Consider the following 26,342-nt stretch of genomic DNA (forward strand, 5'->3'; position numbering starts at 1 on the left):
AATCTGAACGCATGCACGACGGATCGGCAGTATACATCCAAGGGTCAGCCAGCTCGACTAACCGTGACGCTATTGGCTCGACGGCATGCTCCCCCAGCAGGCCCAAGCCAACCCGAGGACCATACCCTGGCTCAAGCCCCTGACTCGCCGGGACAGTTGTCGTGATTTCGCCGAGGGCAGCCATTCAGAGGCCAACCCTGCCCGAACAAGGCGCTGATAATCGCAGGCACCATCGGTGACTGTCCACTCTGCCAGGCTACTTGCGAGCGAAGGAATGTGCAAAAATGCGACAAGAAGGGTAACGTTTCCCCGCCTACCAACTGAAATTCGGCATTGGTAACCAAAAACATAATCAATGAAACTGATCATACAAATACCTTGTTACAATGAAGCTAAGACCCTCTCCATTGCGCTGGCAGCCCTGCCGCGTACGATCCCGGGATTTAGTTCGGTTGAATGGCTGATTATTGATGATGGGAGTCAAGATGACACAGTAGAGGTTGCCAGTAAAAACGGTGTAGATCATATCGTTCGACACCCTAGCAACAAGGGACTGGCTAGAGCGTTCATGACTGGACTAGATGCGTGCCTGCGCCTGGGCGCCGACGTTATTGTGAACACCGACGCCGACAACCAATATAACGCCGACGATATACCAGCACTGGTTGAACCCATCCTGCAACATAGAGCAGAGCTAGTCGTAGGTGCCCGCCCCATACACACGATTGATCACTTCTCCCCGGTAAAAAAATTACTGCAAAAACTAGGAAGTTGGGTAGTACGGGTAGCCAGCAAGACCGCCATCCCGGATGCACCAAGCGGATTCCGCGCGATCAGCCGCTCCGCAGCGCAACGCCTTATGGTATTCAATGACTACACGTATACCCTCGAAACCATTATCCAGGCTGGCCAGAAGAACATGGCAATAACGTCTGTGCCTGTTCGTGTCAATGAAGACCTTCGCCCCTCACGGCTCGTCAAAAGCATACCCTCTTACATCCAGCGCAGCATCGTCACCATCATTCGAATCTTCATCATCTATCGCCCCTTCACCTTTTTTGGCTCAATCGGTGCCGTGCTATTCGGAATCGGCACACTGATTGGTTTGCGCTTCATATGGTTCTATATGACTGGCGCTGGCGAAGGCCATGTCCAATCCTTGATCCTGGCGTCTGTATTTTTAGGCATCGGCTTTCAAACACTGCTCGTCGCATTCGTAGCGGACTTGCTCGCAGCCAACAGAAAACTACTTGAAGATATACGCTTCAAAGTGGCCAGCACGCGCGAATCCGGTGCTAAATCAGGCCACACCGACGACACGCTTGAAGCGGACCCTTCAACAATCAACGTGAACAAACCATCATGAAAATAAAGATCTCCGGGGGCACGGAAGAAGACGGTGTTGTTACTGGCAATGCTTATGACAAATACGGTTCAACAAACCCTATCGTCCAATGGATGATGAAAGGTTTTGAAACTGCTCTGTCCAACTTTGTCACACAAGCCGCGCCCCAATCAATACATGAGATTGGCTGCGGAGAGGGGTACTGGGTACTCAGGTGGACGGAGCAAGGACTGACAGCTCGAGGCTGTGACTTCTCCAAATCCGTGATTGCCCTGGCACGAGAAAACTCCATCGCGCGGGGGCTGCCACCAACGATCTTTGAACCCCGCAGCATCTATGACCTCGACCCGAACAAAGACAGTGCCGACCTGATTGTTTGCTGCGAAGTCCTTGAGCATCTGGAGAACCCTGAAGCGGGGCTACGGGCGCTGCAACGCGTCACTACCCGACACGTGATCCTCAGTGTCCCACGCGAGCCTCTCTGGAGGGCACTGAACTTTTCCCGCGGAAAGTACATCACACAACTCGGCAATACGCCTGGACATCTCCAACACTGGTCGAAACAACGCTTCATCCAGCTAGTTTCACAGTATTTTGACGTGATAGAAACTAGCAACCCGCTGCCTTGGACAATGGTGTTATGCCGCGCAAAAACGTAAGCATCAAACCGAGCCTCCGGAAAAAACTACATTGGCTTGGAAGCGGACTCGCTCTCATAGGCATTTTTTTTGTCATCCTTCGGATGCGCACCTATTGGCTTGACCTGGATTTTTCAAAAATCAACTTGAAGGTCTGGCTAGCCATTAGCATCCTCGCCGTCATCTATGGCTTGGCCAACGTATTACTGGCATCAGCATGGCGACACCTTCTGACGTATTTGGGGGTATCCCTACCCCGACGACAGTCCATCAAGATCTATGGAATATCCCAACTGGCCAAGTACTTGCCTGGAAATATTTTTCATCTGGCCGGACGCCAGGCGCTAGGCATGGCGGCCGGCTTGCCCGCCGGCCCACTAGCCCGATCCACCCTATGGGAACTAGGACTGCTCGTCGTTACCGCTGCGATTTTCACTTCGCTCGTGTTTCCCATTCTGTTTCCGACGTTCGAAGAAGCCTTGAGCGTCCCGATACTACTTTGTTCTGCTGCGGTCTTCGCTTTGATACTGCGGCGATTAACGGGCAAACAAACCGTATTAGCGTTTAGCCAACAGGCAGCATTCCTGGCAATATCAGGCGGGATATTCGCTGTACTGGTCAATGTCATTTCAGCAAATAAAATGATCCCCTTCCAACTTTGGCCAGCCCTTGCAGGGGCGTATATCGTGGCCTGGCTCGCTGGGCTGGTGACCCCGGGGGCTCCTGCGGGAGTGGGCATACGCGAGATGATTTTACTTTTACTCCTGAAGAGTGCCGTGAACGAAGCTGACCTGCTCATGGCCACTCTTCTCGGCAGACTGGTAACCGTCACCGGCGACCTATTATTTTTTGTCGCCGCTTCATGCCTCATACCAAAAAAAACCACCACGGACACCCATAATGCTTAAACGTATGAATTGGACGCCTTGGGAGGTCCTACTCGCCTTTGCAGCAGTTTTTTTTGTGCTCTTCGTCCAAGAAACAGTGCCATTCTTGATGATGCCGACGCTTGGCCAGGCCGTATGGTCGATGGGGTTCTCCCAATCGCTGGCGAACGGCCCCCTGTTCAGCCTGTTCGCTCATGACTTTGGAATTCCCAAACCCGCCGCGATCGCTTTCGGACTATCAGGCGCCTGGCCGGCAAGTTTTTTCATTAGATTGGGGCTGTCAGCGGCTGACGCGTACTCAATGGTAGCTGCCCTATGGCTGGGGCTGGCATTCCTATCAGCTTATAAATTAGCTTATCGGTTTGGCGCCACGAGAACGATCGCCCTGCTTGGCGCTGCCGTGTGGACCACCATGCCGATCATCTGGGCACATGCCGGCTACAGCATGCTGTCTTGGGGAATCGCGTTACTGCCGTTCTATTTTCTTGCTGCCTTGAAACTATTTCCGGCTCAATCAGCACCAACCACCCCGCCCTTGGCGTCGATCACTCTGTATTTCTGCGCAACCATTATCGCAATTTTCATGGACGGTTACACGTTCGTGATGTTTGCAAGCGGCACCAGCCTTATTCTCCTTTACACCGTTCTTACTCAGCCAACGCTGCGCAAATCAGCATTGACATTCACCACGCCCATCCATATCGCCAGCTTCGGCGCGGCCTACCTTCTCTACAGTTCATACATCGGTAAATCCAGTTTCGATACCCCGCCCATCGAATTCTTCAGGGGCTGGGGCGTAGACCTGACTTATATCACCACCCCTACGCGTGGAGTGCTATGGCTCGCCGACACGCTGGGATTGAGCTTTAAGCGCACCGATGAAGCCCACTTCGGCGACGCCTCCGTATGGACCACCACTTTTTTCCTACCGATACTGATACTAGGTATCGCCGGGTGGTGGAGGACCAGGTCCCAGCTGAAGCTTGCCTCCTGCTTCTTGCTCATCAGCCTGTTCGGCATCTATATGGGCCTCGGGCCGTCGCTAAAGATCGACTCGACGAAACCTGCACTCCTGCAAGCCAGCCACCCGCAACAACAAAGCGCCCTGATGCCGGCAGACCTCGCAGTCATGCCAACTGGGAACGCCTGGATGTCCGAGAAGCTGCCCGGCTTCAATGTCATGCGAGCGTCCTACCGCTGGTGTGCACTGGGCATATTTGCGCTGTGGGCACTGACGATGATGGGGGCTGCACGGGCAGAGAACAAATTGCACTCGGCCTGGAAGCTGGCATTGGCAGCCGTGATTGTCATCAACCTTCCAAACCTCCATGACCGTTGGCAAAACGGGACTGATAACCGGGATATGTTCCTACAAATTGACAACCAGCTTGCACAGGCTCTAGCCACACATATGCAGCGAGGAGAGAAAGCGCTGTTCTTACCGTGGGGCAATGATTTCATCGCCAACTACCTAGCTCCAAAAGTCGGCTTTCGCACTTTCAACATTGGCGGAGACAAAAATCTCGCCGCTGCCCAAACGGGCTGGCCAGAGGACCTGAACGGCCTTGGGGGGGATTTGAGCCCCGTGAACGCACAAGCTGCAGCCATGACGCTTATCAGGGGAACAACTGACGCTATCGTCATCCCGTACTTCCACATGCTGTGGGCCCCCCACGTATGGCCTTGCCTCACTCAAACTTCAGCACAACTGACTGAAGAGCAGCAGCAACAGCTGCGAGGCATTCCTGACTTCCGTTGCCCTGGCGATACCAGGCTCGTAAGACAGCCCTTCGTCGACGCCTTGAAAAAACTAGCCCCCATGGAAGTTTCAGAGACCAGGCTTTTCGCGGTGGCACGCTTACGGCCGGAATTCAGGGGACATCGCGAAAAAGCCGAAATTTCGATGCTTCAAGACACTCAGTACCCGATCGAAATCAGTCCTGTTTTAGAAGGCAGCACTCTCATACTTCGAAAAGGGTGGTACGGGCTGGAAGCAAAGTCTGTCTGGTCGAGCGGAACCGCCCAATTGATGCTACCCATTCCGGCAGATTGTGCAGACAGGACGTGCACTGCAATTCTCAGGTTCGTTCCATTCAACGCAAGCCAGGCGAACCCTGTTTCCATTCGGTTTGCCAGCGAGCAGGAGTCCTGGCATTGGGATATTCAGGCTGAAGCAACCTCCGGCAGCCCCATGGAAGTCGCAATTCCCTTTTCCGGAGCCAGAGGCGCCCGAATTCTTTCGGTCTCCATTCCCCAGGCTACATCGCCGCAAGCGTTGACTGGTTCGACTGACAACAGGGTTTTGGGCATAGCTTTGCAAAAAATCGATCTTGCCAAGGAATAAAACGTTGCCTTTCACAGGCACGGTGGCCATCCAGAGGAGGACGGACGGCGCGGCCCCAACGCGCGCCCCCCCATTTACTTGCGTACAAGGGACCGAATTGATTTATTACAATTTTCCATCCAGTGGACTGCAACCAGCCATCTTGGTGATCTCGCACAAGATTGGCGGGGCTAGCTGGCGTCCCACGCCATCGGTCGGGAATAGCGCGCAATATTGGACGAAGCGCGCCGGAACAGATGCTCAAGCAACGGGAAAAGAGCGTGATGGCAGGAAAATCTCCAGCTGAAAGCTGTCCGGCATAATCCAACACAAAAGTGGTATCGGGGTGTTAGACTCCGGCTCCCGACGAAACGTCAGAAACACTCCAGGTGTGCCTGCTGCATTAGATTGAGCCCGTCTGCGCCTGCATCGAGGCCTCTTCCGCATATGGCTCTCGCCTGGAATTATTTGACACAATTAGCCGAGAGTGGCTTATAAAGCCCTTCAGTATTTCGAACCCGGTAGGCCCATGGTTTCAGTAAAACTTCACAACGGGAAAACGTTCACTTCAGAGGCTGGCACATCGCTCCTGGACAGCGCCAAAGCCGCAGGCGTCACCTTGGAATACAGCTGTCGCACGGGCCGCTGCGGTGTGTGCAAGACCACCGTACTCAGCGGTGATACTGAAGCCCTGAAAGGCGAAACCTCACTAACCGCGGAGGAGCTTGCCGCCGGAATGATCCTAACTTGCTGCCGCCAGGCGCTCAGCGATGTGGAGATCGACGCGGAAGACATCGGCGCACTTGGCGACATAGTGGTCAAGACCCTCCCCTGCCGGATCGACACAATTACCCGGCTCGCCGAAAATGTGGTGCAAGTCGTGCTGCGGGTCCCGCCCACCAGCAAGCTTCATTACCTGCCAGGCCAATATCTGGACGTCATTGGCGAGGGTGGCCTGCGTCGCAGTTATTCGATCGCGAACGCTACCCGCGCCGACGGCAAGCTTGAGCTGCAAATCCGCGAGGTCGAGCAAGGCGCGATGTCGCAATACTGGTTCGGTGCGGCCAAGGCGAACGATCTGCTACGCCTGGAAGGCCCGCTTGGTACTTTCTGCCTGCGGGACAAGAACGCCAGCACTCTGGTATTTCTCGCCACCGGCACAGGAATAGCGCCTGTCAAGGCGATGCTTGAGCAGTTGCAGAGTAGCCCAGAGCTGGCGGCAGGCAAGAGGGTTCTTATCTACTGGGGCGGTCGCACCCCTTCCGATATCTACTGGACCCCTCAACTTGAAGGGCTCAACGCAACATTTATTCCTGTGCTGTCTCGCAACGGCGAAGACTGGCAAGGGCGCACCGGTTATGTACAGGCGGCGTTGCTTGATGATGGCGTCGACCTTACCCAGGCCGTGGTCTACGCCTGCGGTTCCGAGTCAATGATTCATTCTGCTCGTGAAGCACTTACGGTTGCCGGCTTGCCCGTCAAACACTTCTACTCAGATGCATTCGTGAGTTCAAACTAACAAGGAGCGGTTATGAAAGCAGTCATTTTGGCGGGTGGGCTGGGGACTCGCTTGAGCGAAGAGACAGGTACTCGGCCCAAGCCCATGGTCGAGATCGGCGGGAAGCCGATTCTGTGGCACATCATGAAAATGTATTCCTCTCATGGCATCAATGACTTCATCATTTGCTGTGGCTACAAGGGCTACATGATCAAGGAATACTTCGCGAACTACTTCCTGCACACCTCGGACATTACGTTCAACATGCGTGACAACAGCATGAAGGTTCACGATAAGCGCGCCGAAGATTGGAACGTCACGCTGGTGGACACCGGTGAAACCTCCATGACGGGCGGTCGCCTGCGCCGTGTGGCGGACTACGTTCGCAATGATGAAGCCTTTTGCTTCACCTACGGCGATGGCGTCGGGAGCATGGACATTGGCGCCACTATCGCCTTCCACAAGCGCCACGGCAAGGCTGCCACTCTGACCGCTACCTACCCGCCAGGTCGGTTTGGCGCACTGGACATTCGCGACGGCCAGGTACTCAACTTCAAGGAAAAACCAAAGGGCGATGGCGCCATGATCAATGGCGGTTTCTTTGTGCTTTCCCCCCAAGTGCTGGAATACCTGAAGGATGACAGCACGGTTTGGGAGCAGGACCCGTTGATGAGTTTAGCCGAGAATGGCCAGTTGATGGCTTTCGAACACCCTGGCTTCTGGCAACCGATGGACACACTCCACGATAAAACCCTGCTTGAGAAGTTATGGCAGACTGGCACCGCGCCATGGAAATCCTGGAGCTGAGTACGCATATGAAAGCTTCTGTGACGCCCGCTTTCTGGATGGGCAAGAAGGTGTTTCTCACGGGCCATACTGGCTTCAAGGGTAGTTGGCTGGCCCTCTGGCTGCAGGGCATGGGCGCGCAGGTTAAGGGCTTCGCCCTGGCCCCACCCACTACACCCGCGCTATTCGAGCAAGCGCACGTGGCGCACGGGATGATTTCGGAAATCGGTGACATTCGCGATTTGCAGGCCATTACCGAAAGCATGGTCGCATTTGATCCGGACATCCTTATCCACATGGCGGCCCAGCCTCTAGTGCGACTTTCGTACAGGGAGCCGGTCGAGACCTACGCAACCAACGTGATGGGTACCGTTCACGTGCTGGAGGCCGCACGCAAATGCGCGGGGCTTCGCGCGATCGTCAATGTGACCACGGACAAATGCTACGAAAACCAGGAATGGGAATGGGGGTATCGTGAAAATGAACCCATGGGCGGCCACGACCCGTACAGTAACAGTAAGGGCTGTGTAGAACTGGTCACTAGCGCTTACCGCAATTCATTCTTCAATTCAGAACACAGCGCTGCGCTGGCCTCGGCGAGAGCTGGCAACGTAATCGGCGGCGGTGACTGGGCCGAAGATAGATTGATCCCGGACATCCTGCGCGCAGTGGAACAGGGCTCCCCCGTGATTGTGCGCAACCCCAAGGCGACACGCCCCTGGCAGCACGTTCTGGAGCCACTCAGCGGCTACCTTGTCCTGGCCCAGCACCTGTGGGAGCATGGCCATGCAGTCGCACAAGGCTGGAACTTCGGCCCCAGAGATGAAGACGCAAGGCCCGTCGAATGGATCCTTGATCATATGGTGCAAGCGTGGGGGGCGGGTGCGAGCTGGCAGCTCGACGAGAATCCGCAGCCACACGAAGCACGTTATTTGAAGTTGGATATTTCCAAGGCTCGCACCCATCTGAAATGGGAGCCCACATGGGACTTGGAAACTACGTTGACCCATATCGTCGACTGGCATCGCCGCTGGTTGCAAGGTGACGATATGCACGCCCGGTGCGTGGACGAAATCAATAGCTACATGGCCGCCATGGACTCTGGCGCCTAACCGATAATTAGCTTGAGCAGGAATTACTATGACCCCCGATATGCTCCGTCAGGAAATCAGCCAGCTCGTAGAGCGTTACGCCCAGACTGCCCTGGCGACCAAACCGTTTGTTGGGGGCGAAACCGTCATCCCTCCCTCGGGCAAGGTGATCGGCGCCCGCGAACTGCAATTGATGGTCGAGGCGTCGCTGGACGGCTGGCTCACGACTGGCCGCTTCAACGCAGAGTTTGAAAAGAAGTTGGCCGCATTCCTCGGCGTGAACTACTTGCTGACCGTCAACTCGGGCTCTTCCGCGAACCTGGTCGCCTTCAGCACTCTCACCTCGCCAAAACTGGGTGACCGCGCTATCAAGAAAGGCGACGAGGTCATTGGCGTCGCCGCTGGTTTCCCGACAACTGTCAACCCAATCGTACAGTTCGGCGCCATTCCGGTGTTCGTCGATGTAGATATGGCGACGCATAACATCGATGCGGACCTGATCGAGGCGGCCATTACGCCGAAAACCAAGGCAATCATGCTTGCCCACACCTTGGGTAACCCATTCAACTTGGGCAAGGTCAAGGCTCTGTGCGAGAAGTACAACCTGTGGCTGGTCGAAGACTGCTGCGATGCGTTGGGCGCCACCTACGACGGCAAGATGGTGGGCACCTTTGGCGATATCGCCACCCTCAGCTTCTATCCGGCACACCACATCACCATGGGCGAAGGCGGTGCGGTATTCACCAATAACGCCCAACTCAGAATGATCGCTGAATCGTTCCGTGACTGGGGCCGCGATTGCTATTGCGCCCCGGGTTGCGACGACACCTGTGGCAACCGTTTCGGCCAACAGTTCGGCAGCCTGCCTCATGGCTACGACCATAAGTACGTGTACGCCCACCTCGGCTACAACTTGAAAATTACCGACATGCAAGCCGCGTGCGGCTTGGCCCAATTGGACCGCGCACCGGAATTCATCGAGACTCGCAAGCGTAACTTCAAGCTGCTGAAAGAGCGCCTGTCCAGCCTCAGCGATTTCCTGGAGATTGCCGAGCCTACGCCCAACAGCGACCCTTCCTGGTTCGGCTTCCCAGTCACCCTGAAAGAAAGCGCCGGCGTCAAGCGTGTTGACCTGCTGAAGTTCCTCGACCAGCACAAGATCGGCAGCAGATTGCTGTTTGCCGGCAACCTGATTCGCCAACCGTATTTCCACAACGTGGAATACCGCGTCGTAGGCGAGTTGACCAATACCGACCGCACCATGAACCAGACCTTCTGGCTGGGTGTGCAGCCGTCGCTCGGTCAGGAACATTTCAACTATGTCGGTGAAAAACTGGAAGAGTTCTTCGGGATCGGTTTCTAACTTATGAAAGCATCGGATGCAGTAGCAAAGGTTTTGGCGGACACCCAGGTCCTCTATGGTTTTGAGCTCATTGGTGGAATGATTGCCCATCTGGTCGACAGTATTAACTTGCTAGGCAAGACCAAGTTGCTGTCCATGCACCACGAGCAAGGCGCCTCCTTCGCTGCATCCGCTGTCGCTCGCGCGACCAATCACAAAGTCATGGGCGTGGCGCTGGGCACTAGCGGCCCCGGCGCCACGAACCTGATCACCGGTATTGCAGACTGCTGGCTGGACAGCCATCCGTGCCTGTTTTTGACCGGCCAAGTCAACACCCACGAATTGAAGGGCGAACGGGCGATCCGGCAGCAGGGTTTTCAAGAGCTCGATAGCGTTGCACTGGTTAGCAGTATTACTAAATACGCTCACCAGGTTACCCACGTCGACGATTTGATTCCCTGCCTGCTCAAGGCGATTACTATCGCTCGCGAGGGGCGCCCGGGCCCCGTGCTGTTGGATATCCCCATGGATATCCAGCGCGCTGAAATTGATGAAGCAACACTCGATGAGCTATTGACTACCTGGGCCCATGCCTCGGCGCCTGCCCCAGTACAAAACAGCTCGTTCGACGACGTCTGGACGATGCTTGAGACGGCACAGAAGCCATTGTTCCTGATTGGTGGAGGCGCGGTAAACATGCCGGGCTTCGACCAATGGCTGAGCGAGGTCAAAAAGCTAGGAATTCCTCATGTTGCCAGCCTCAAGGGCGCAGAAAAAGTTACTGCCAGCGAGCACTACCTTGGAATGCTCGGTGCGTACGGTACCCGCGCAGCCAACTACGCCGTGCAGAACTGCGATTTGCTGGTCGTGTTCGGCAGCCGCATGGATGTTCGCCAAACTGGCGCCAAGACAGAAACCTTCGCAGCAAATGCACACATCGTGCAATTCGATCTGGATCCTGCCCAGCTGGATAATCGGGTAAAGGCACAGCAGTCGATAAGCGCCAACCTGGAGGCGGTATTTGCCTCGTTCATCGCCACCGCTCCTAAAGCAAGTCCCACCCAGGCGATCTGGCGCGCACGTTTGGCACAGGTGTTCGAACAGTCCTTCATGGACGAGTACCTAGAGTGGAGCATTAGTCCTTTCCAACTGTTCAATACACTCAATGAGCTTGCTGCCAACCAGCCGTTGGATTACGTCGTTGATGTGGGTAACAACCAGATGTGGGCGGCTCACACATTGCGCCTAGGCCCGCGCCAGGCCATGCACCACTCCGGCGGACTAGGTACGATGGGCTTTGCCATTCCAGCTGCCGTGGGCGCCTGCATAGCGGGCGATAAGCCGGTAGTAGTAATTACTGGCGATGGCGGCGCCCAGCTCAATATTCAGGAGCTCGATATTATCTCCCGTGAGCGGCTGCCCATCCTGACCGTTGTGCTAAATAACCATTCGCTAGGCATGGTTCGCGGCTTCCAAGAAATGTATTTTGAAGGTCGTAACTCATCAACCTATTGGGACGGTTACACCTCGCAGTTCAAGGCGCTGGGGGCCGCCTATGGATTGCATTCACTCAGCGTGATTGGCCTGGAAGCATTCAAGGCTGCGGTGGCTGAATTCCTGGCCGACCGAAAGCCCACGCTCATCGAGGTATTGATGCCTGATGCGCGGGAATGCCGCCCCCGTCTGGAGTTCGGCCGCCCGATCAATGAGCAGTCGCCCCTGCTGGAATTAGGCCAATGAAGCTGGCCATCCTTGGAGCGAGCAGCCATATCGCCAAGGACTTGATCGCCAGCCTGGCCAAGCACACCGCTTACCGCTGTACCTTGTTCGTGCGTACACCGGGGACACTGGATGCAGAGTTTCAAGCGATTGTCGCAAACAGTGGATTTGCCGTGTCCGACTACACAGCGTTCAATGAAAGCTGCCAGTTTGACGCGGTCATCAACTTCGTCGGAGTAGGAGATCCGGCCAGGGCCGTTCAAATGGGCTCGGCCATCTTCACCATCACCGAGCAGTATGACAACCTGGCCTTGGCCTACCTGCGCAACCACCCCGCATGCCGATATGTGTACCTGAGCAGTGGCGCTGCCTATGGCAGCAACTTCGCTACCCCCGTCACTGCAGCCTCTGCTGCAGTCTTCCCGATCAATTCGCTGCAGCCCCAGGATTGGTACGGCGCTGCAAAGTTTCAAGCCGAGTGCCGCCATCGGGCGCTGCCGGATGCCGCAATCGTCGATGTGCGGGTGTTCAGCTATTTCAGCTATCGCCAGGCGCCCGAAGCACGCTTTTTCCTCAGCGATATCCTGCGAGCGCTGCGCGCGGGAACATTGCTGGAGGTCGCACCAGATGACATGCTCCGGGATTACCTCACCCCTGCCGACTTCATGCAGTTGATCGACAAGGTACTTCGGGGTCCCGCGTGTAATACAGCAGTGGACTGCTACAGCTTGGCGCCTGTGGGTAAATTCGAGTTACTGACAGCCCTGGCCGAGCAATTTGGCCTGCGATTTACCGTAGCGGGAGACCAAGCGCGTGTTAATGCCACCGGCCCCAAGGCACATTACTATTCGCACAATCGCAAAGCCGAACAGTTGTTCGGCTACCTACCCGGCGAATCCTCGCTGAGCGGCGTATTGCGTGAAATCAGGCAGGCGCTGAATGCAAGAGATTGAAAAAGGACTGCCGCGGCTGCGTGCGCTGTTGAAAATGAAATTGGTTCGATTCCTACTAGTAGGGGTAATGAACGCGGTATTCGGCTACGGCTGTTTTGCTGGCTTCCTTTACGTCGGCCTGCATTACAGCGCGGCCTTGCTGCTGGCAACAATTTTAGGCGTTCTATTCAACTTTAAAAGCACCGGTGCCCTGGTGTTTGGCTCGAAGAACAACAAGCTGATCTTTCGCTTTGTGCTCGGGTATGCGGTTGTTTACGGCGCCAACGTTGCAGGAATTGCGGCACTCAAGCTATTCGGGGTAAGTCCCTACCTAGCCGGTATAGCGCTGATCGTGCCCATGGCACTTCTCTCATTTGTCATTAATAACAGGTATGTTTTCAATTATGCGTAAGCTCATCAGCATAGTGACACCTTGCTACAACGAAGAAGCCAATATTGATGAGCTTTATCAGCGCATCGTCGAGGTGATGTCCCGCCTTGACTACGACTACGAACATATTTTCATTGACAATTGTTCAACTGACGGAAGCATCGTCAAGCTACGCGCCTTGGCCGCACAGGACCAGCGCGTGAAACTCATCTTGAACGCGCGCAACTTCGGTCACATCCGCTCGCCCTACCATGCGCTGCTTCAGGCTCGTGGCGACGCCGCCGTGCTGATCGCCTCCGACCTGCAGGACCCACCCGAGATGATCGAGGAGTTCGTCAAAAAGTGGGAGGAAGGCTTCAAGACGGTGATGGCAGTTAAACCGGAAAGCGAAGAGTCGCGGCTGATGTTTATTGCACGACGCGCCTACTACCGGTTCGTCACACGCATATCGGAAGTGCCGCTGGTGCAGAATGCCACTGGTGCCGGTCTATTTGACCGCGCGGTCCTGGACATCCTCAAACAGATTGACGACCCATATCCATACTTCCGCGGCCTGCTATGTGAAATCGGGTTCCCGATCGCGACCGTTCCGTTCAAGCAACCACGCCGCATGCGCGGTATCACCAAGAACAATTTCTATACCTTGTATGACATTGCCATGCTCGGCATTACCAATCACTCCAAAGTTCCATTGCGGCTGATGGTTATGGGTGGTGCGTTCTTAGCAGGCCTGAGCCTATTGGCTGCGTTCGGGTTCCTGATTGCGAAATTGGCGTTCTGGAACTCCTTCCAGATGGGTATCGCCCCCCTCCTCATTTCGTTGTTCTTCTTCAGCTCGGTCCAAATCCTATTTCTGGGGATGCTGGGTGAATACTTGGGCTCGGTTCACACCAAAATTCGCAACATGCCGCTCGTGGTCGAAATCGAACGCGTAAATTTTGACTAAATAATTCGAGCCTAGCCCGTGAATTCACAACATTCTATAGCCACGCCTGCCTCCGCCCGGTTAATTTCCCACCCTACATGGCGAACAATTTTCGCCACGGACTGGAAGCTAATTCTTGTAGGCGCGCTGGCATCGCTTCTCCTTGCCAGCATTATTATCAGCGGCCTTCCCGCTGGCCTGATGCCAGACCTGACAAGGCCCTATGCCTATTCGGGAGATGGTCTCTTCCACGCATGGATGGCCCAACGTGTAGCGGAAGGCTGGTTGTTCGACAACGCCCGAAGTGGTTTTCCATTCGGCTCCAATTTCCTCGATTTCCCTGGCTCGGACGGCGGGGACCATGTGCTCATCAAAGTCTTTGCTCTCTTGGGCGGAGGCTGGCCGGCAGGGGTCAAGCTGTTTTATCTTTTCGGCTTTCCTACCTGCTTCGTGGCTACCTATGTAGCTGCCCGCGCCTACGGCCTCAATCGCAGTTTTGCAGTGGCAACCAGCGTCCTCTACACGTTTGCGCCCTTCCATTTCTTGCGCCTCCAGCACCTCTTTTATACGTGGTACTTCATAGCACCGCTGTTCTTTTACCTTGCACTGGACATCTACCTCACCCAAGCGCCGGCCACATCCAACGGAATCAAGTCTAAGGTTCGTTCGCTAATCGCGACGGCCGTAGGCATGCTGGTCCTGGCTTCCTTTGGCGTCTACTACGCATTGTTTGGAGTGATTATCCTGGCCGCAGCCGGTGTCATGAGCGTGGTCAAAGCGCGTCATACACATGGCCTACGAAAAGCCGCCCTGCTCATCGCTGCTACGGTTTTTGGTGTCTTCATCAACATTGCGCCCAACCTGATCGGCACCTATCAGAACGGTCCCAACCTGGAAGTTGCGCAGCGCGCGCCTGAGGAGTCTGAAGTCTACGGAATGAAGATGATGCAGCTGTTGATGCCTCGCCCCGACCATCGCGTAGGGCGAGTTGGCGTTATCGCCCAGCGCTATAACCAAGCAACTCCTCTGGTTAACGAGAACTCCACTTCGTCGCTCGGCGCCCTAGCAGCCGCTGGCTTCCTGCTAGCGTTGCTTTATTTCCTTTTTGCCCATGCCCGTGCCGAGGTCGACGATAGGCTTCGCCTGCTGGCAGTCACAACAGTTTTGTTATTTCTGTTCGCCACGGTGGGCGGTTTAGGCATGCTGTTCGCGATGACTGTCTCGCCGTCCATCAGAGCCTGGAACAGGGACAGCATATTCATCGCATGCGGCGCCCTGCTCTTCCTGTTCGTCGCGCTGCAGTTGTTCTTGCAGAAAATCGCACCGCGCCTGGGAAATTACTCCATTGCCGTCGCAACCCTGCTTCTACTCGTAGGCTTGTTCGACCAGACCACCTCGCCATGCAAAAGCTGTACAGCCACCCAAAACGCGCAATTTGATAGCGACAAGCGCTTTGTACAGGCGATCGAGAAAGCACTTCCTCCCGGAGGCGCAGTTTACCAGCTACCCTACATTGGCTTCCCTGAAGTACCTATGCTGCAACGTCTGATCAATTACCAGATGATGGTCGGCGTGCTGCATTCAACTGCATTGCACTGGAGCTTCGGCGGCATGAAGGGGCGGCCGGGTGACTTGTTCTACCGCGCGCTGGCACAAGAACCCATGGCTCGACAGCTTGAGGTCATCCGCAAGCTGGGCTTCGACGGTATTTATATCGACCGACGCGGCTATGCCGACAACGGTGACGCACAGATTCAGGAACTGTCGCAGTTGCTGCAGCAGCAACCGCTGCTTCAGAGCGATGACAAGGAAATCGTTTTTTTCAAGCTTGAAAACAGCGTGCACCCTGACCTAGCGGGCTTGTCGATGAAGCAAATTCAGCACACGGCAGGATACTTCGGGGACGCGCTGGGACCTCGCTACAGTGCCACTCTGGCGAGCGGCATAGACTTCACTCGCAATGGAATGCCTGAGTTCATTAGTAGCGCTCAGGGCCTTTACGGCGTCGAGCCGTGGGGACGCTGGTCCTCCCAGCAGGCAATGTTTGAGTTTACATCCCCCTTGCCGCAGAAGTTTACACTTGTACTGAAGGCCCAAGCATACGGCGGCAATGCTCAAAAGCCGACTCGCGTTCTGATCGGTAGCCACGAATATAGCGTTCAGCTCACTGCGGGAGTCTCTGAAGTACACTTGGATGTTGACCTCGAAGGTGCGAGTGCGGACAGCATTACCTTCGTCCCTCCAGAGCCAGTTTCTCCACAACGGCTCACCGGAAACACTGATCGGCGTATTCTGGGTATTGGTTTCGTATCAATGCGGATCACTCAATGATCAGGCACCGGTACCGGCGAAAGCCGGTACCGGAACTGCCCTGAAACGGCCATCCCCGCCCAGCCAAGTCCCTCCCAAAAAAACCTGTAGTTTCATGCAGACGCAAAAAACCCGCCGTAGCGGGTTGATTGCAGAGCTTCTTCAACGGGGCTAGCGCTAATTACCTTCAGCGATGAGCTACGCCGTCGGGTTGACCATGATGGGCAGCCTGTGCGGGAGTCGCTGCGCTAGTCATTGGCGACTCAATGGTTTTTTGTCCTGTAAAGTGAGCTTGCTCCAAACCGAGCAAGGCTGCCTTGAACTGCTCTGCACTTTGCTTCCACGTTAGCCAAGGCATATTGGTAGAGCCGATGGTCCTTCCCTCATGACTGTCCGTCATCCACTGGAGCACTGCATCGGCTAGGTTTTGTGCGCTATCCCCCTCGAAGAACGCAGCATGCTCGCCTGCAACCTCGCAAAATACTGGCAGTGCTCGAGCGAGGATCGGCAATTTGTGCTGGGCAGCCTCGATCAGTGGCAAACCAAACCCTTCGCCTTCGGAAGCCGCCAGCAAACAGGAAGAGGACGCATAGAGCGCTTCAAGGTATTCATCACTGATACCTTCAAGCCAGAAAAGACGCTTGTTCAATTGCGGGTGCTCACGCAGGCGTGCAGCAAGATCGTCGACCATCCAGCCCTGTTTGCCCACGAAGACCAAATTAAGCTGTTCGCCCTGGGCCCATAGCAACTCAAACGCCGAAAGCGCTTGGGCATAGCCCTTGCGCGGCTCAATGGTCCCCACGGACAGGAACGTCGGCGCATCGCGTAGGGACTTGAGCACCTGGGCTGCGCCGTCTGCCATTCCTGTAGTGGGAACCGATGAGTTGAGATCAGCCCCAAGATGGAACCAGCCAGTCTGGAGATGCATGTGAGGCGCCCGCGGCGCACCGTGAACAGCAACCCAGTACTGGAGATCGTGAGCCACTGCCGCAGAGATACAAAGCGCCGCATCTGCCTGGGTAATCTCGTATAGCCACTGGGCGTGAGCCTCCTTGGTGCCCGGCGGAAAATGTTTTTCGAACAAGATCGGAATCAGGTCGTATACAACAAATGTGGTTCTTACCCCACGCTCGCGCATACGTGAGAACACCTTGGCCTTGCCACCTTCCACGGCGTAAGAGCCGGCAAAATCGAGGCCCAGGAACTGCTCGCCCGGCTGCATGTCCACTGCGTCGTCCCGCAACCAACCGGTCGGGCATCCCATCAGCGTAAGCATAAAGTTGCGCGCGTAGCGCCAATGCCATGCCCCGTTAGCGTTGCTCAGGTAAACGGGCTCGAACAGGTAGCCTGGGGGCGGAGATTCAATGAGTGCGAGCAGCAATGCCCGTACAACGCGTTGAATACCTGTGCGCAAATCGACACGAGCCATTGCAGACACATCTACATAGATGCGTCGCAGCCCCATCCTTGGCGGTCGGTTAAGGGCAATGCACTGTGAAGTTGCAAGAATATCCACTTGCCCTTCGTTATCGCCACACACCTTCGCCAACGAAGAAATAAACGCCTGATAGTGGCCACGCTCATGATAATGAGCTTCGATTCGTTCAACGTAGAGCTCGGCACAGTGCGCCGGGGCATGCTCACGATGCACATACGCAGCAGCCCTGCCCCCAAGTTCGGCGCGGGCCTGCACGTCACTGCGCAGCCCCTCAAGCGCTTCAGTCAGCTGTGTATCGCTGAATTGATCCTGGAGTTTGATCACTGCATCATCGGGAAGGTCTGCCATGGCGCCATTGGCGTTCACGACAGTAGCAAGCCCGTAGTTGAAACAGTCGAGTACAGCGGCGGAGGTTTCCCCTCGCGACAACTCCCTCAGTTGAACCCCAACATCTGCAGCAGCCAGGTACAGTTCGTAGGTGTCGGCATTCGTCCAACCCACGATACTTACACTCGATGCCTCTTCACGGGCGCGCAAACTGCGCTCGATTTCCTGGCCGTAGTCGGAAGCTTCATTCTGCCCCACGAAAAACAGCTTGCACTTGGGATCCTGGCGTAACAGCGCGGAGCCTTCCCAAGCAGCCAGCAATCGATGGTTGAGCTTGGTCCTGCCCATGAAACCGAAGCTGCAGACGACGAAGTCATCCTCACTCAAACCCAAGGCCTTGCGAGCGCGCGCACGATCTGGGGTAGCAGCAGGTATGCGCAGCAGTGGAATCATCGAGCAGTGGGGGGCATCCCCGTACCATTGCCGCGCCAGGGACAAGGAATGGTCGGAGTGAACGATGACACCTAATGCCTTGCTGAGCACGCCAAGGCTACCTGGATACTTGGCCAGGGTGCCGGACACTCCGTCTCGGTAAAAGTCCGCCACCGCTTTGTAGCCATGCCCTTGGTACAGCTCTTTTACCCAGGCATCAGGCTTGATGCCATGCACCTGGCAATACCATTGCACATCGCTGAGATAGAAATCGTGTAGCACCACGACGCCTGGAATTTCGTCCAGTAGCTCAAACATGAAGGCGTGCATCGGGTTATTACCGAAGTGGTAGATAACCCTCTGATAACTCTCTGCATGTTGGCGGAACCATTCAACCGTGCGTATCGGGCAATTGGCTACAACCCACGGATCAGTTACCTCCGGGTGCCCGGTTACCACCTCTATGTCGTAGTAACGGCTAAGTTCAGGTAACAATTCTGCGCTGTAGCCGGCGATGCCGCTTTTCTGGGGGGGCAATGGTGAAACGTAGGCCAACTTTTGCCGTGCAACCGGAGCGCCCCGTTCCGGGGAAGCTTCGATAGGAGGCTGCAGTGCCAACACTGTCAACGCATCTTCGCGCAAACCTTGGTCGGTAAATCCTCCAATGGGAGTCGACACCAGCCGGGTAAACCGCTCGACGGGCAGACCGAATGTCCGGCTTACTGGCTCGACCTCCAACGGCGGAAGCAACAGCACGTTATCGGCCATTTCAAGTTGTTGGAGCTGCCGCGCACGACGAGCGATTTGTGCGGCAGTGGGATGTTCCACCTCCGCCAAATGCTCAAGTACAACGACACTGCAGGGTGCCTGCGCCAATGCTGCGGGAGTGAAAAAAAGCTCGCTGTCATCGCTGTAGAAAGCATCCGACACCAATAGCAGGTCAGGCTTGAGGCTTGCGAGAAACGCTGCATGAATCAGCTCGGCAACTTGCGTGCGTCCTTCATTCACCCCGTGCTTGTGGCTGACCGGACCAGGAGCGGACCATACACGAATGTTTTCGCGCGGGAGTAAACCGTGAAACTCCGAGCGAAGCGCCTCGATACTCCCTTCGAACAAGCCGCTCAGGGCCAATATGATTTCGTGCTCACCCGAGTACTCGACCAAGCTACGTGCCAGGTTGGTGACGTAGCACGACGCCTCAGATTTAACGTAACGCGCCTGAGCGCCCTGCATGTCTAGGACAATACGCATCAACCCAGATCCTTTTGATCTATAGCTTTTTTCAAGTCGTGGTAAACCTGGCGAGCTTCTACTGACAAACTATCAAGATGCTGCGGCACTGAGCCCTCGGCCGACTGGCTGGAAGCCAGCGTAGCGTCGGTGATGACCCTATGGTTGTGGGCAAATCTTTTCAGCGCATTATGTAAACCCGGAGCGCGCCTGATTAATTTGTTCAGCCCGTCCAGAAGTGCTGGCCGCGCGAGCACAAAACGAACGCCTGAAATCAATGCTCGCCGAGGGGCGGCCTTGAGCGCCCCGACACATACTGCTGGCATTACTTGCGCGTTATGCACCGCCCACCGCAACGGCCTCGTGATGCGCCATGACGTGCTGCTGGTCAAGGCCTGGAGGGCGCTGTCGTTCGCACAGGCCTGTAACCAGAGTTCATGTGCCTTGGCCAACGCCTCGTCGCGCTGCTCGCGCACCAACTGCAGTTCAGTCTTGATTTCCAGGATCTGGTCCTGAAGCTCGGGCAGGCGAAACTTGTTCACGGTCTCCTGCCGGAACTTGTCCACGGTCTCCTGATGGCGCTGCTGCACCTGCGACTCGTAACGCTTCGCCAAGTGTTCCAAGCTCAATCCGTAATCGCGGGCAAAGCAGGCCTCGAACATCGCCAACTGATCAGGAGGGGCTGATTTCTGGGCAACGATCGCGTAATCGGGGCTAGCGCCACCGAGGACATCCATGAGGGTCAACTGTTGCGATTCATGCAATAACGGATCTTCTTGCAGCCGCACTACTTTGCTACGGCAAAACCCTGAGTACTCAGTCAGAAAGCCAAGCAAATCCAGAGGAACGGGTTTTTCATGCGTCGGGTCGAGAAAGAAGTTGCTGGTCCCGACTACCAAATTTTCAGCGTTAGGTGTTTCCATAATCAACAGTCCTGCGGGTTTAAGCACCCGCAACGCTTCCTTCACCAACGTCTGCACATCACTGAAAGGTATGTGTTCCACCAGATGGAACGCGGAAACAACGGATTGGCTATTATCGTCCAGCGCTGCAAGCGCCGATAATGCATCCCCATACTCTGCCACGAGGTTCAGCTCCCGGCAGGCGTCCAGCATGCCTTCGTCAAGATCCACTCCCCGGGCAGCAAAGCCATGCGCGTTAAGCAATTCAAGCCATTCACCACGGCCACACCCCACATCCAGTGCAGGACAGGTGGAGTACAACACCTTGAGTGGACTGATGAAAGGCAGGTACACCTCCAAGCGCTTCGCGATGAGCTCGCGGCTACCACGATGTCGGTCCTCAAAAGCGCGATAAAAGGTTGTACTCATCTATTTTCTTCCAATGTTGGCGGTAGCCAGGCAAGGCCGACAAACTCTGCTTTAGAGACATTAACCACATTGAAAACAAGCGCCAGATCCTGCCACTCATAGTTGCAGGCAATATGATTCTCGGTTGTGTGCAGGGCAACCGCCACCGAGTACGAACCAACACCCAGGTTGGCCTCGAAACGGAAGCTATAGCGTACTTCCTGGCCTGCCGTCAGGTGCTCCAGCTCACGACCTAAGTGGTGAGTATTGGTCCCGTACACGGTTTGCCCCAAACGATCCTTCAGCATATAGCCCGTCACCAGTTCGGGGATATCGCTATTAACCTGGATATCGATGCACAGACTGACCGCCTCGCCAACCTGCACATATTCGATAGGCTCACCTGCGCTGTTATGCAGGCTAACGGATCGAATCGTCGCCTCACCCGAACCAGACCGGGTTTGGGTGCTACCGTCCTCAAGCTGGGTAACGGTTACCGTCGAGTTTTCCTTGGCCGCGATTATGGCGTTGTAATAGTCCATCACCTCTTCTGGCGCGGCATCCTTGATCACGGTCCCGGACTCCAGCAGGATCGCTCGGCTGCAAAGCCCCTGAATCGCACCTCGGTCATGGGACACGATCAGCAACGTGGTGCCTAGGCGCTGGAACTCTCGAATGCGGTCGAAGCTTTTGTGCTGAAAGTAGCTATCGCCTACGGAGAGCGCTTCGTCGACGATCAGTATCTCGGGCCTGAACGCGGTGGCGACGGCAAACGCTACGCGCATCTGCATCCCACTTGAGTAGGTCCGCACGGACTCATCAAAGTATTCGCCAATCTCGGCAAACGCCTCAATATCACCGATGACTGTATCCAACTGCTGCGCGCTGAACCCCATGAGTCCAGCTGCGTGGTAGACGTTCTGGCGGCCGGTGAGCTCGGGGTTGAAACCCATGCCCAACTCAAGAATCGCTGCGATGCGGCCATTGACCTGCAAAGTCCCTTCGGAAGGCTGCAATGTCCCGGTGATCATCTTGAGCAGGGTGGATTTACCCGCGCCATTCTGGCCAACGATGCCAACCGCCTCTCCCGGCTGAATCTCGAAGCTTACGTGCTTGAGCACCCAGTGTTCTTCACTGGGCGACACCGGCAGGAAGAACCACCGGGCAATGCGCTGCCACTCCGAACGATAGCTACGATAGGCTTTGCCCAGGTTTTTAACGCTGAGCAGGCTCATAGGGAATCCACCATCTCAGGTGCAGCTCGACGGAAAAGAAACAGGCCCAGCACCATCAGGCAGAGCGCCAGGGCGAAGGCAACTGCGACCTGTTGCAAAGTAGGCGAAGCCCCGTAAACCATAACGCTTTGATAAGCAGTAACGAGCGGATACAAAGGGTTATAGACCAGCGCCCCACGCAACGTCTCCGGGATGATATTCACGGAGTACACAATCGGCGTAAACCAAAACAGCACCTGCAATACAATCGGGACCACTTGCCCAATGTCCCTCAAGAAGACGTTGAGCACACCTAACACCAGGCCAAGCCCTACCGCGAGCGCAACCACTGCCAATGCCAGTGGTACCAACCAGAACATCTGCAGTGTTGGAAAATGGCCAAGAATCGCGAATACAGCCAGCACCGCAACAAATAACAGCAGGTTGTTAAGCAGGCACGAGCCGACGACGATCACCGGTAAAGCTATACGCGGAAAACGCATCTTTTTCATCAGGTTCCCGTTTTCGATGAAAACCGTCAGGCAGCGCAAGACGATTTCAGAAAACAGATTCCACGCCAGCATGCCGGCCATGAGATACAGCGCATAGGCGTATTTATTGTCGACACCGGGCAGTTTTGCCGCAAGGACATTGGACAGAATGAGGGCGTATATCGCAACCTGAGTCAGTGGATGAATAATCATCCAAAGTCCGCCCAAGCGACTGCGGGCAAACCTTGCAATAAACTCGTTTTTAATCGAGTTGATAACGAAGCTTCGGTAATCCCAAAGCCCTCTCAACATACCAAACATATTTACCCCTGAATCAAGCGCTCAATCGCAGCGATACGGTGAGATACCGTACCCCTACCCCCCTGCCCTACCATCCGAACGACAATGCTATTCCAGCGCAAACCGCTGGTGCGGACGAGTAAGTACAAAACAAGGAAGTACTATTTTCCGACACGCCCGTAATTATCTTCGAAGCGAACGATATCATCCTCGCCTAGATAGTCTCCGCTTTGCACCTCGATCAGCACCAGGTCAATAACCCCAGGGTTTTTCAGGCGGTGCTTGTGCCCCGCTCGGATGAACGTGGACTCGTTGGTATTGAGCATGAGCTCCTGGGTGTCATTGACTACAACGGCCATGCCACTGACGACAATCCAGTGTTCACTGCGGTGATGATGCATCTGCAATGACAAGGAGGCCCCTGGCTTGACCACGATGCGTTTGATCTTGAAGCGTTCACCGTTTTCCAGCGTGGTGTAGGTACCCCATGGACGGTGGACCGTCTGGTGCAACAGATGCGCCGTGTGCGACTTGGCTTTCAGCTGGCCTACGATATGCTTGACGTCCTGGGCATGGTCCTTGTGAGCAATCAGCATGGCGTCAGGCGTGTCGATGACGAGCAGATCTTCAACGCCGACCAATGCGGTCAGGCGATGCTCGCTGTTGACATAGTTGTTGAGGGAGCCATGTGCCAGTACCTCGCCTTCAAAGCGGTTGCCGTTGGCATCTGCGCGGGTCAATTCACTGACCGCATTCCACGAGCCAATGTCACTCCAGCCGATATCACAAGGGATAGTGACGACCTTGGAAGAGCGCTCCATCAAGGCGTAGTCGACAGAAATGTCTGGCACCTGGCTGAATGCATCCACATCAAGCGTGAGGCACCTATAGCCCGAGGCTTTGGAGCAACGCGACTGCTCGATGGCGGTCGTAACGGCTGCCAGCACGTCAGGCGCGTGCGCAGCAAACTCCTCGAGCACAGTGCCAACCCGGAAGCAGAACATGCCCGAGTTCCAGAAATAGTTCCCGGCAGCCAGGTAGGATTCCGCGGTCTGCAGGTCCGGTTTTTCGACAAAGCGCTTCACTTTCTGGCCAAAAGGAAGATCACCCGTCGCGGCGGCCTCGATGTACCCGAAGCCGGTTTCAGGATATTGGGGCTGAATCCCAAATGTAACCAACCATCCTTGCGCGGCCAGCTGCGACGCCTGTTTCACTGCAGCGGCGAAAGCCGTTTCATCTTGAATCAAATGGTCGGCAGCGAGTACCAGCATCTGCGCATCACTGCCGCGGCTCTCGTTCAACTGCAGTGCGGCGGCGGCAACGGCGGCCGCGGTGTTGCGCCCAAACGGCTCCAGAATATAGCCCAGTGCCCGACCCAAGGTATTGACGGTGCGGTATTCGTCCTCGGTCTTGAACAGCAATTCACGGTTGGTGACCGTCATCACCTCAACGACATCGTCCAGGCGAGTTGCGCGCAGAAACGTTTTCTGAATCAGATTTTGCCCGTCTGGCAGCGCCATGAATGGCTTGGGGTGAGCTTCCCGAGATACAGGCCACAACCGGCTACCGACGCCACCGGACAGAATTACGGGAATCATTTCCATAGATTTTTTTAATCCTTAACAGCCCATTAGCCATTGCCAGGTTAATGGGGCAAAAGTCATATTTCTGGTGGTTACTTGCGAAAGGGCTTTGCTAGCTTTTTGGTTAGCGAGAGTGAGACCGTAATGAGAATGGCTGTTGGCCAGAATACCAGAGAAGAATTTTCAAAGCTTCCCGTTGTAGCCCGAATGACTTCATGAGTGGGTAAGCACGTGTTTCAACGAAAGGTTTTCCCGCGACGGTAATATTATTAGGCCATCCATTTGAAGTACTTACGTACAAATTATCTGCGAAGCGGCAATTTGCCATCACGGATAAACCCTTGGGCTATCCATATGAATCGGGGCCCATATAGAGCCCCTGATGCCGCCACTCGCTACTACCCTTGAATCATGCCTTCAATCTCAGCCAGCCGCTTACCCACCACCGCTTCATCCCCACGGCTCTCAATGTTCAACCGCAGCAACGGCTCGGTGTTCGACCCGCGCAGGCTGAACCGCCAATCAGCAAATTCCACGCTGATGCCGTCAGTGCGATCAACCGCGGGGTTGTGCGGCAGGTAATGCGCCAGGATCTTCTCGATGCTGCCTGGCACATCGTCGACGCGGTAGTTGATCTCGCCGCTGCACGGGTACGCCGCGATCCGCTCGTCTACCAACTGCGCCAAGGTCTTGCCGGTCTCGGACATCAGCGCTGCCACCAACAACCATGGGATCATGCCGCTGTCGCAGTAGGCGAAATCACGGAAGTAGTGGTGGGCGCTCATTTCGCCGCCGTAGACCGCATCTTCCAGGCGCATGCGCTCCTTGATAAAGGCGTGGCCGGTCTTGCTTTGAATGGCGACGCCGCCGGCCTGCTCCACCTGTTCGATGGTGTTCCAGGTCAGGCGTGGGTCATGGATGATCTTGCTGCCGGGGTGCAGCTTGAGCAGCATCTCGGCCAGCAGGCCTACCAGGTAGTAGCCTTCGATGAAGCGGCCGTCGGCGTCGAAGAAGAAGCAGCGGTCGAAGTCACCGTCCCAGGCAATGGCCATGTCACAGCCGTTTTCCAGCAGGGCCTTGCGCGTCAGCTCGCGGTTTTCCGGGAGCAGCGGGTTGGGCACGCCGTTGGGGAAGTTGCCGTCGGGCTCGACGTTGATGAATACCCACTCCAGCGGCAAGCGACTGGCCAAGGCCTGGACCACAGGGCCGGCAGCACCGTTGCCCGGGTCGGCGAGGACTTTGAGTGGCTTGAGGGCCTTGACGTCGACGTAACCTACCAGGTGGTCGAGGTAGGCGCTCTTGTCGAAGGCTTCGCGCACTTGGCCAGCCTTGGCGGCCGGGGTGCCGAGGTTGCCTTCGTCGACACGCTGGCGGATTGCATCCAGGCCGGTATCGCCGCTGATGGGCCGGGATTCGGCCTTCACCAGCTTCATGCCGTTGTAACCCTTGGGGTTATGGCTGGCAGTGATCATCACGCCGCCGTCAGCCTTGTAATGGCTGGTGGCGAAGTAGACTTCCTCGGTGCCGCACAGGCCGATGTCGATGACGTCGGCGCCGGCCTCGGTGATGCCACGGACCAGGGCTGCGGCCAGGCCGGGGCTTTCCAGACGCATGTCGCGACCTACCACGATGGCCTTGCCGCTGAGTTCGAGCACCAATGCCCGGCCTATCCGATAGGCGATGTCATCGTTGAGCTGGGAGGGGACCTGGCCGCGGATGTCGTAGGCCTTGAAACATTGAGTGTGGATCGCGGGGTACATGCTGTTCACCAACCTTAATTATCCATGACCACAAAGGGGTGGCCGAAGGCAAGAATGGACCGCCAAGGCT

19 protein-coding genes are annotated in these 26,342 nt (G+C 55.8%); 13 read left to right on the forward strand and 6 right to left on the reverse strand.

The window, feature by feature from the left end; all coding sequences use genetic code 11:
* The first annotated feature begins 355 nt into the window (after positions 1–355).
* The 13 genes from AC0Z2B_RS13185 (at position 356) to AC0Z2B_RS13245 (ending at position 16,208) form a co-directional block, all read left to right on the forward strand.
* Complete coding sequence (locus tag AC0Z2B_RS13185) at positions 356–1,366, forward strand: glycosyltransferase family 2 protein (protein WP_476297128.1); 1,011 nt, start codon at positions 356–358, stop codon at positions 1,364–1,366.
* Positions 1,363–2,004 carry a class I SAM-dependent methyltransferase gene (locus tag AC0Z2B_RS13190; RefSeq protein WP_476297130.1) on the forward strand — a complete coding sequence of 214 codons (642 nt, stop codon included), beginning with the start codon at positions 1,363–1,365 and terminating at the stop codon, positions 2,002–2,004. Before AC0Z2B_RS13185 ends, AC0Z2B_RS13190 begins: the two co-directional genes overlap by 4 nt.
* Positions 1,986–2,891: a hypothetical protein gene (locus AC0Z2B_RS13195; RefSeq protein WP_476297132.1), complete on the forward strand. Its 906-nt coding sequence runs from the start codon at positions 1,986–1,988 to the stop codon at positions 2,889–2,891. Before AC0Z2B_RS13190 ends, AC0Z2B_RS13195 begins: the two co-directional genes overlap by 19 nt.
* Positions 2,884–5,214: a hypothetical protein gene (locus AC0Z2B_RS13200; protein WP_476297134.1), complete on the forward strand. Its 2,331-nt coding sequence runs from the start codon at positions 2,884–2,886 to the stop codon at positions 5,212–5,214. Before AC0Z2B_RS13195 ends, AC0Z2B_RS13200 begins: the two co-directional genes overlap by 8 nt.
* Positions 5,215–5,722: 508 nt before the next feature.
* Positions 5,723–6,712 carry an FAD-binding oxidoreductase gene (locus AC0Z2B_RS13205; protein ID WP_476297136.1) on the forward strand — a complete coding sequence of 330 codons (990 nt, stop codon included), beginning with the start codon at positions 5,723–5,725 and terminating at the stop codon, positions 6,710–6,712.
* 12 nt (positions 6,713–6,724) lie between these two features.
* On the forward strand, positions 6,725–7,498 hold the full coding sequence (gene rfbF, locus AC0Z2B_RS13210) for a glucose-1-phosphate cytidylyltransferase (RefSeq protein ID WP_476297138.1): 774 nt from the start codon (positions 6,725–6,727) through the stop codon (positions 7,496–7,498).
* 8 nt (positions 7,499–7,506) lie between these two features.
* Entirely contained in the window at positions 7,507–8,589 is a 1,083-nt protein-coding gene (gene rfbG / locus AC0Z2B_RS13215) for a CDP-glucose 4,6-dehydratase (RefSeq protein WP_476297200.1), read from the forward strand.
* Between the two features lie 28 nt (positions 8,590–8,617).
* Complete coding sequence (gene rfbH / locus AC0Z2B_RS13220) at positions 8,618–9,931, forward strand: lipopolysaccharide biosynthesis protein RfbH (RefSeq protein ID WP_476297140.1); 1,314 nt, start codon at positions 8,618–8,620, stop codon at positions 9,929–9,931.
* Positions 9,932–9,934: 3 nt separating this feature from the next.
* Positions 9,935–11,650 carry a thiamine pyrophosphate-binding protein gene (locus tag AC0Z2B_RS13225; RefSeq protein WP_476297142.1) on the forward strand — a complete coding sequence of 572 codons (1,716 nt, stop codon included), beginning with the start codon at positions 9,935–9,937 and terminating at the stop codon, positions 11,648–11,650.
* A complete protein-coding gene (locus AC0Z2B_RS13230) occupies positions 11,647–12,582 on the forward strand; it encodes an NAD-dependent epimerase/dehydratase family protein (RefSeq protein WP_476297144.1) in 936 nt (311 codons plus the stop codon). The genes AC0Z2B_RS13225 and AC0Z2B_RS13230 overlap by 4 nt, the downstream gene beginning before the upstream one ends.
* Positions 12,569–12,973 (forward strand): GtrA family protein, encoded by a 405-nt coding sequence (locus tag AC0Z2B_RS13235; RefSeq protein ID WP_476297146.1) that lies wholly within the window; start codon positions 12,569–12,571, stop codon positions 12,971–12,973. The genes AC0Z2B_RS13230 and AC0Z2B_RS13235 overlap by 14 nt, the downstream gene beginning before the upstream one ends.
* Positions 12,966–13,898: a glycosyltransferase family 2 protein gene (locus AC0Z2B_RS13240; RefSeq protein WP_476297148.1), complete on the forward strand. Its 933-nt coding sequence runs from the start codon at positions 12,966–12,968 to the stop codon at positions 13,896–13,898. The genes AC0Z2B_RS13235 and AC0Z2B_RS13240 overlap by 8 nt, the downstream gene beginning before the upstream one ends.
* Before the next feature lie 18 nt (positions 13,899–13,916).
* Positions 13,917–16,208 carry a DUF7024 domain-containing protein gene (locus tag AC0Z2B_RS13245; RefSeq protein ID WP_476297150.1) on the forward strand — a complete coding sequence of 764 codons (2,292 nt, stop codon included), beginning with the start codon at positions 13,917–13,919 and terminating at the stop codon, positions 16,206–16,208.
* A gap of 166 nt (positions 16,209–16,374) precedes the next feature.
* On the opposite strand, the gene AC0Z2B_RS13250 is transcribed toward AC0Z2B_RS13245, so the two are convergent.
* The 6 genes from AC0Z2B_RS13250 to AC0Z2B_RS13275 form a co-directional block, all read right to left on the reverse strand.
* Complete coding sequence (locus AC0Z2B_RS13250) at positions 16,375–19,635, reverse strand: glycosyltransferase (protein WP_476297152.1); 3,261 nt, start codon at positions 19,633–19,635, stop codon at positions 16,375–16,377.
* Positions 19,635–20,945, reverse strand: coding sequence for a class I SAM-dependent methyltransferase (locus AC0Z2B_RS13255; protein ID WP_476297154.1), 1,311 nt, complete (start codon positions 20,943–20,945; stop codon positions 19,635–19,637). The genes AC0Z2B_RS13250 and AC0Z2B_RS13255 overlap by 1 nt, the downstream gene beginning before the upstream one ends.
* Positions 20,942–22,159: an ABC transporter ATP-binding protein gene (locus AC0Z2B_RS13260; RefSeq protein WP_476297155.1), complete on the reverse strand. Its 1,218-nt coding sequence runs from the start codon at positions 22,157–22,159 to the stop codon at positions 20,942–20,944. Before AC0Z2B_RS13260 ends, AC0Z2B_RS13255 begins: the two co-directional genes overlap by 4 nt.
* On the reverse strand, positions 22,156–22,950 hold the full coding sequence (locus AC0Z2B_RS13265; protein WP_476297157.1) for an ABC transporter permease: 795 nt from the start codon (positions 22,948–22,950) through the stop codon (positions 22,156–22,158). Before AC0Z2B_RS13265 ends, AC0Z2B_RS13260 begins: the two co-directional genes overlap by 4 nt.
* A 140-nt stretch (positions 22,951–23,090) precedes the next feature.
* Positions 23,091–24,533, reverse strand: coding sequence for a mannose-1-phosphate guanylyltransferase/mannose-6-phosphate isomerase (locus AC0Z2B_RS13270; RefSeq protein WP_476297159.1), 1,443 nt, complete (start codon positions 24,531–24,533; stop codon positions 23,091–23,093).
* A 377-nt stretch (positions 24,534–24,910) separates the two neighbouring features.
* Positions 24,911–26,272 carry a phosphohexomutase domain-containing protein gene (locus AC0Z2B_RS13275; protein WP_476297161.1) on the reverse strand — a complete coding sequence of 454 codons (1,362 nt, stop codon included), beginning with the start codon at positions 26,270–26,272 and terminating at the stop codon, positions 24,911–24,913.
* Between the last annotated feature and the right edge of the window lie 70 nt (positions 26,273–26,342).

It is taken from the genome of Pseudomonas sp. GYB4201 (genome assembly GCF_056312595.1).

Bases quoted from the DNA above. Each gene is read 5' to 3' on its own strand.
- AC0Z2B_RS13200 (WP_476297134.1), top strand. From the start codon at position 2,884: ATGCTTAAACGTATGAATTGGACGCCTTGGGAGGTCCTACTCGCCTTT.
- AC0Z2B_RS13205 (WP_476297136.1), top strand. From the start codon at position 5,723: ATGGTTTCAGTAAAACTTCACAACGGGAAAACGTTCACTTCAGAGGCT.
- rfbG (WP_476297200.1), top strand. From the start codon at position 7,507: ATGAAAGCTTCTGTGACGCCCGCTTTCTGGATGGGCAAGAAGGTGTTT.
- AC0Z2B_RS13230 (WP_476297144.1), top strand. From the start codon at position 11,647: ATGAAGCTGGCCATCCTTGGAGCGAGCAGCCATATCGCCAAGGACTTG.
- rfbF (WP_476297138.1), top strand. From the start codon at position 6,725: ATGAAAGCAGTCATTTTGGCGGGTGGGCTGGGGACTCGCTTGAGCGAA.
- AC0Z2B_RS13235 (WP_476297146.1), top strand. From the start codon at position 12,569: ATGCAAGAGATTGAAAAAGGACTGCCGCGGCTGCGTGCGCTGTTGAAA.
- AC0Z2B_RS13195 (WP_476297132.1), top strand. From the start codon at position 1,986: ATGCCGCGCAAAAACGTAAGCATCAAACCGAGCCTCCGGAAAAAACTA.
- AC0Z2B_RS13190 (WP_476297130.1), top strand. From the start codon at position 1,363: ATGAAAATAAAGATCTCCGGGGGCACGGAAGAAGACGGTGTTGTTACT.
- AC0Z2B_RS13240 (WP_476297148.1), top strand. From the start codon at position 12,966: ATGCGTAAGCTCATCAGCATAGTGACACCTTGCTACAACGAAGAAGCC.
- AC0Z2B_RS13255 (WP_476297154.1), bottom strand. From the start codon at position 20,945: ATGAGTACAACCTTTTATCGCGCTTTTGAGGACCGACATCGTGGTAGC.
- AC0Z2B_RS13265 (WP_476297157.1), bottom strand. From the start codon at position 22,950: ATGTTTGGTATGTTGAGAGGGCTTTGGGATTACCGAAGCTTCGTTATC.
- AC0Z2B_RS13260 (WP_476297155.1), bottom strand. From the start codon at position 22,159: ATGAGCCTGCTCAGCGTTAAAAACCTGGGCAAAGCCTATCGTAGCTAT.
- AC0Z2B_RS13225 (WP_476297142.1), top strand. From the start codon at position 9,935: ATGAAAGCATCGGATGCAGTAGCAAAGGTTTTGGCGGACACCCAGGTC.
- AC0Z2B_RS13185 (WP_476297128.1), top strand. From the start codon at position 356: ATGAAACTGATCATACAAATACCTTGTTACAATGAAGCTAAGACCCTC.
- AC0Z2B_RS13250 (WP_476297152.1), bottom strand. From the start codon at position 19,635: ATGCGTATTGTCCTAGACATGCAGGGCGCTCAGGCGCGTTACGTTAAA.
- AC0Z2B_RS13275 (WP_476297161.1), bottom strand. From the start codon at position 26,272: ATGTACCCCGCGATCCACACTCAATGTTTCAAGGCCTACGACATCCGC.
- AC0Z2B_RS13270 (WP_476297159.1), bottom strand. From the start codon at position 24,533: ATGGAAATGATTCCCGTAATTCTGTCCGGTGGCGTCGGTAGCCGGTTG.
- rfbH (WP_476297140.1), top strand. From the start codon at position 8,618: ATGACCCCCGATATGCTCCGTCAGGAAATCAGCCAGCTCGTAGAGCGT.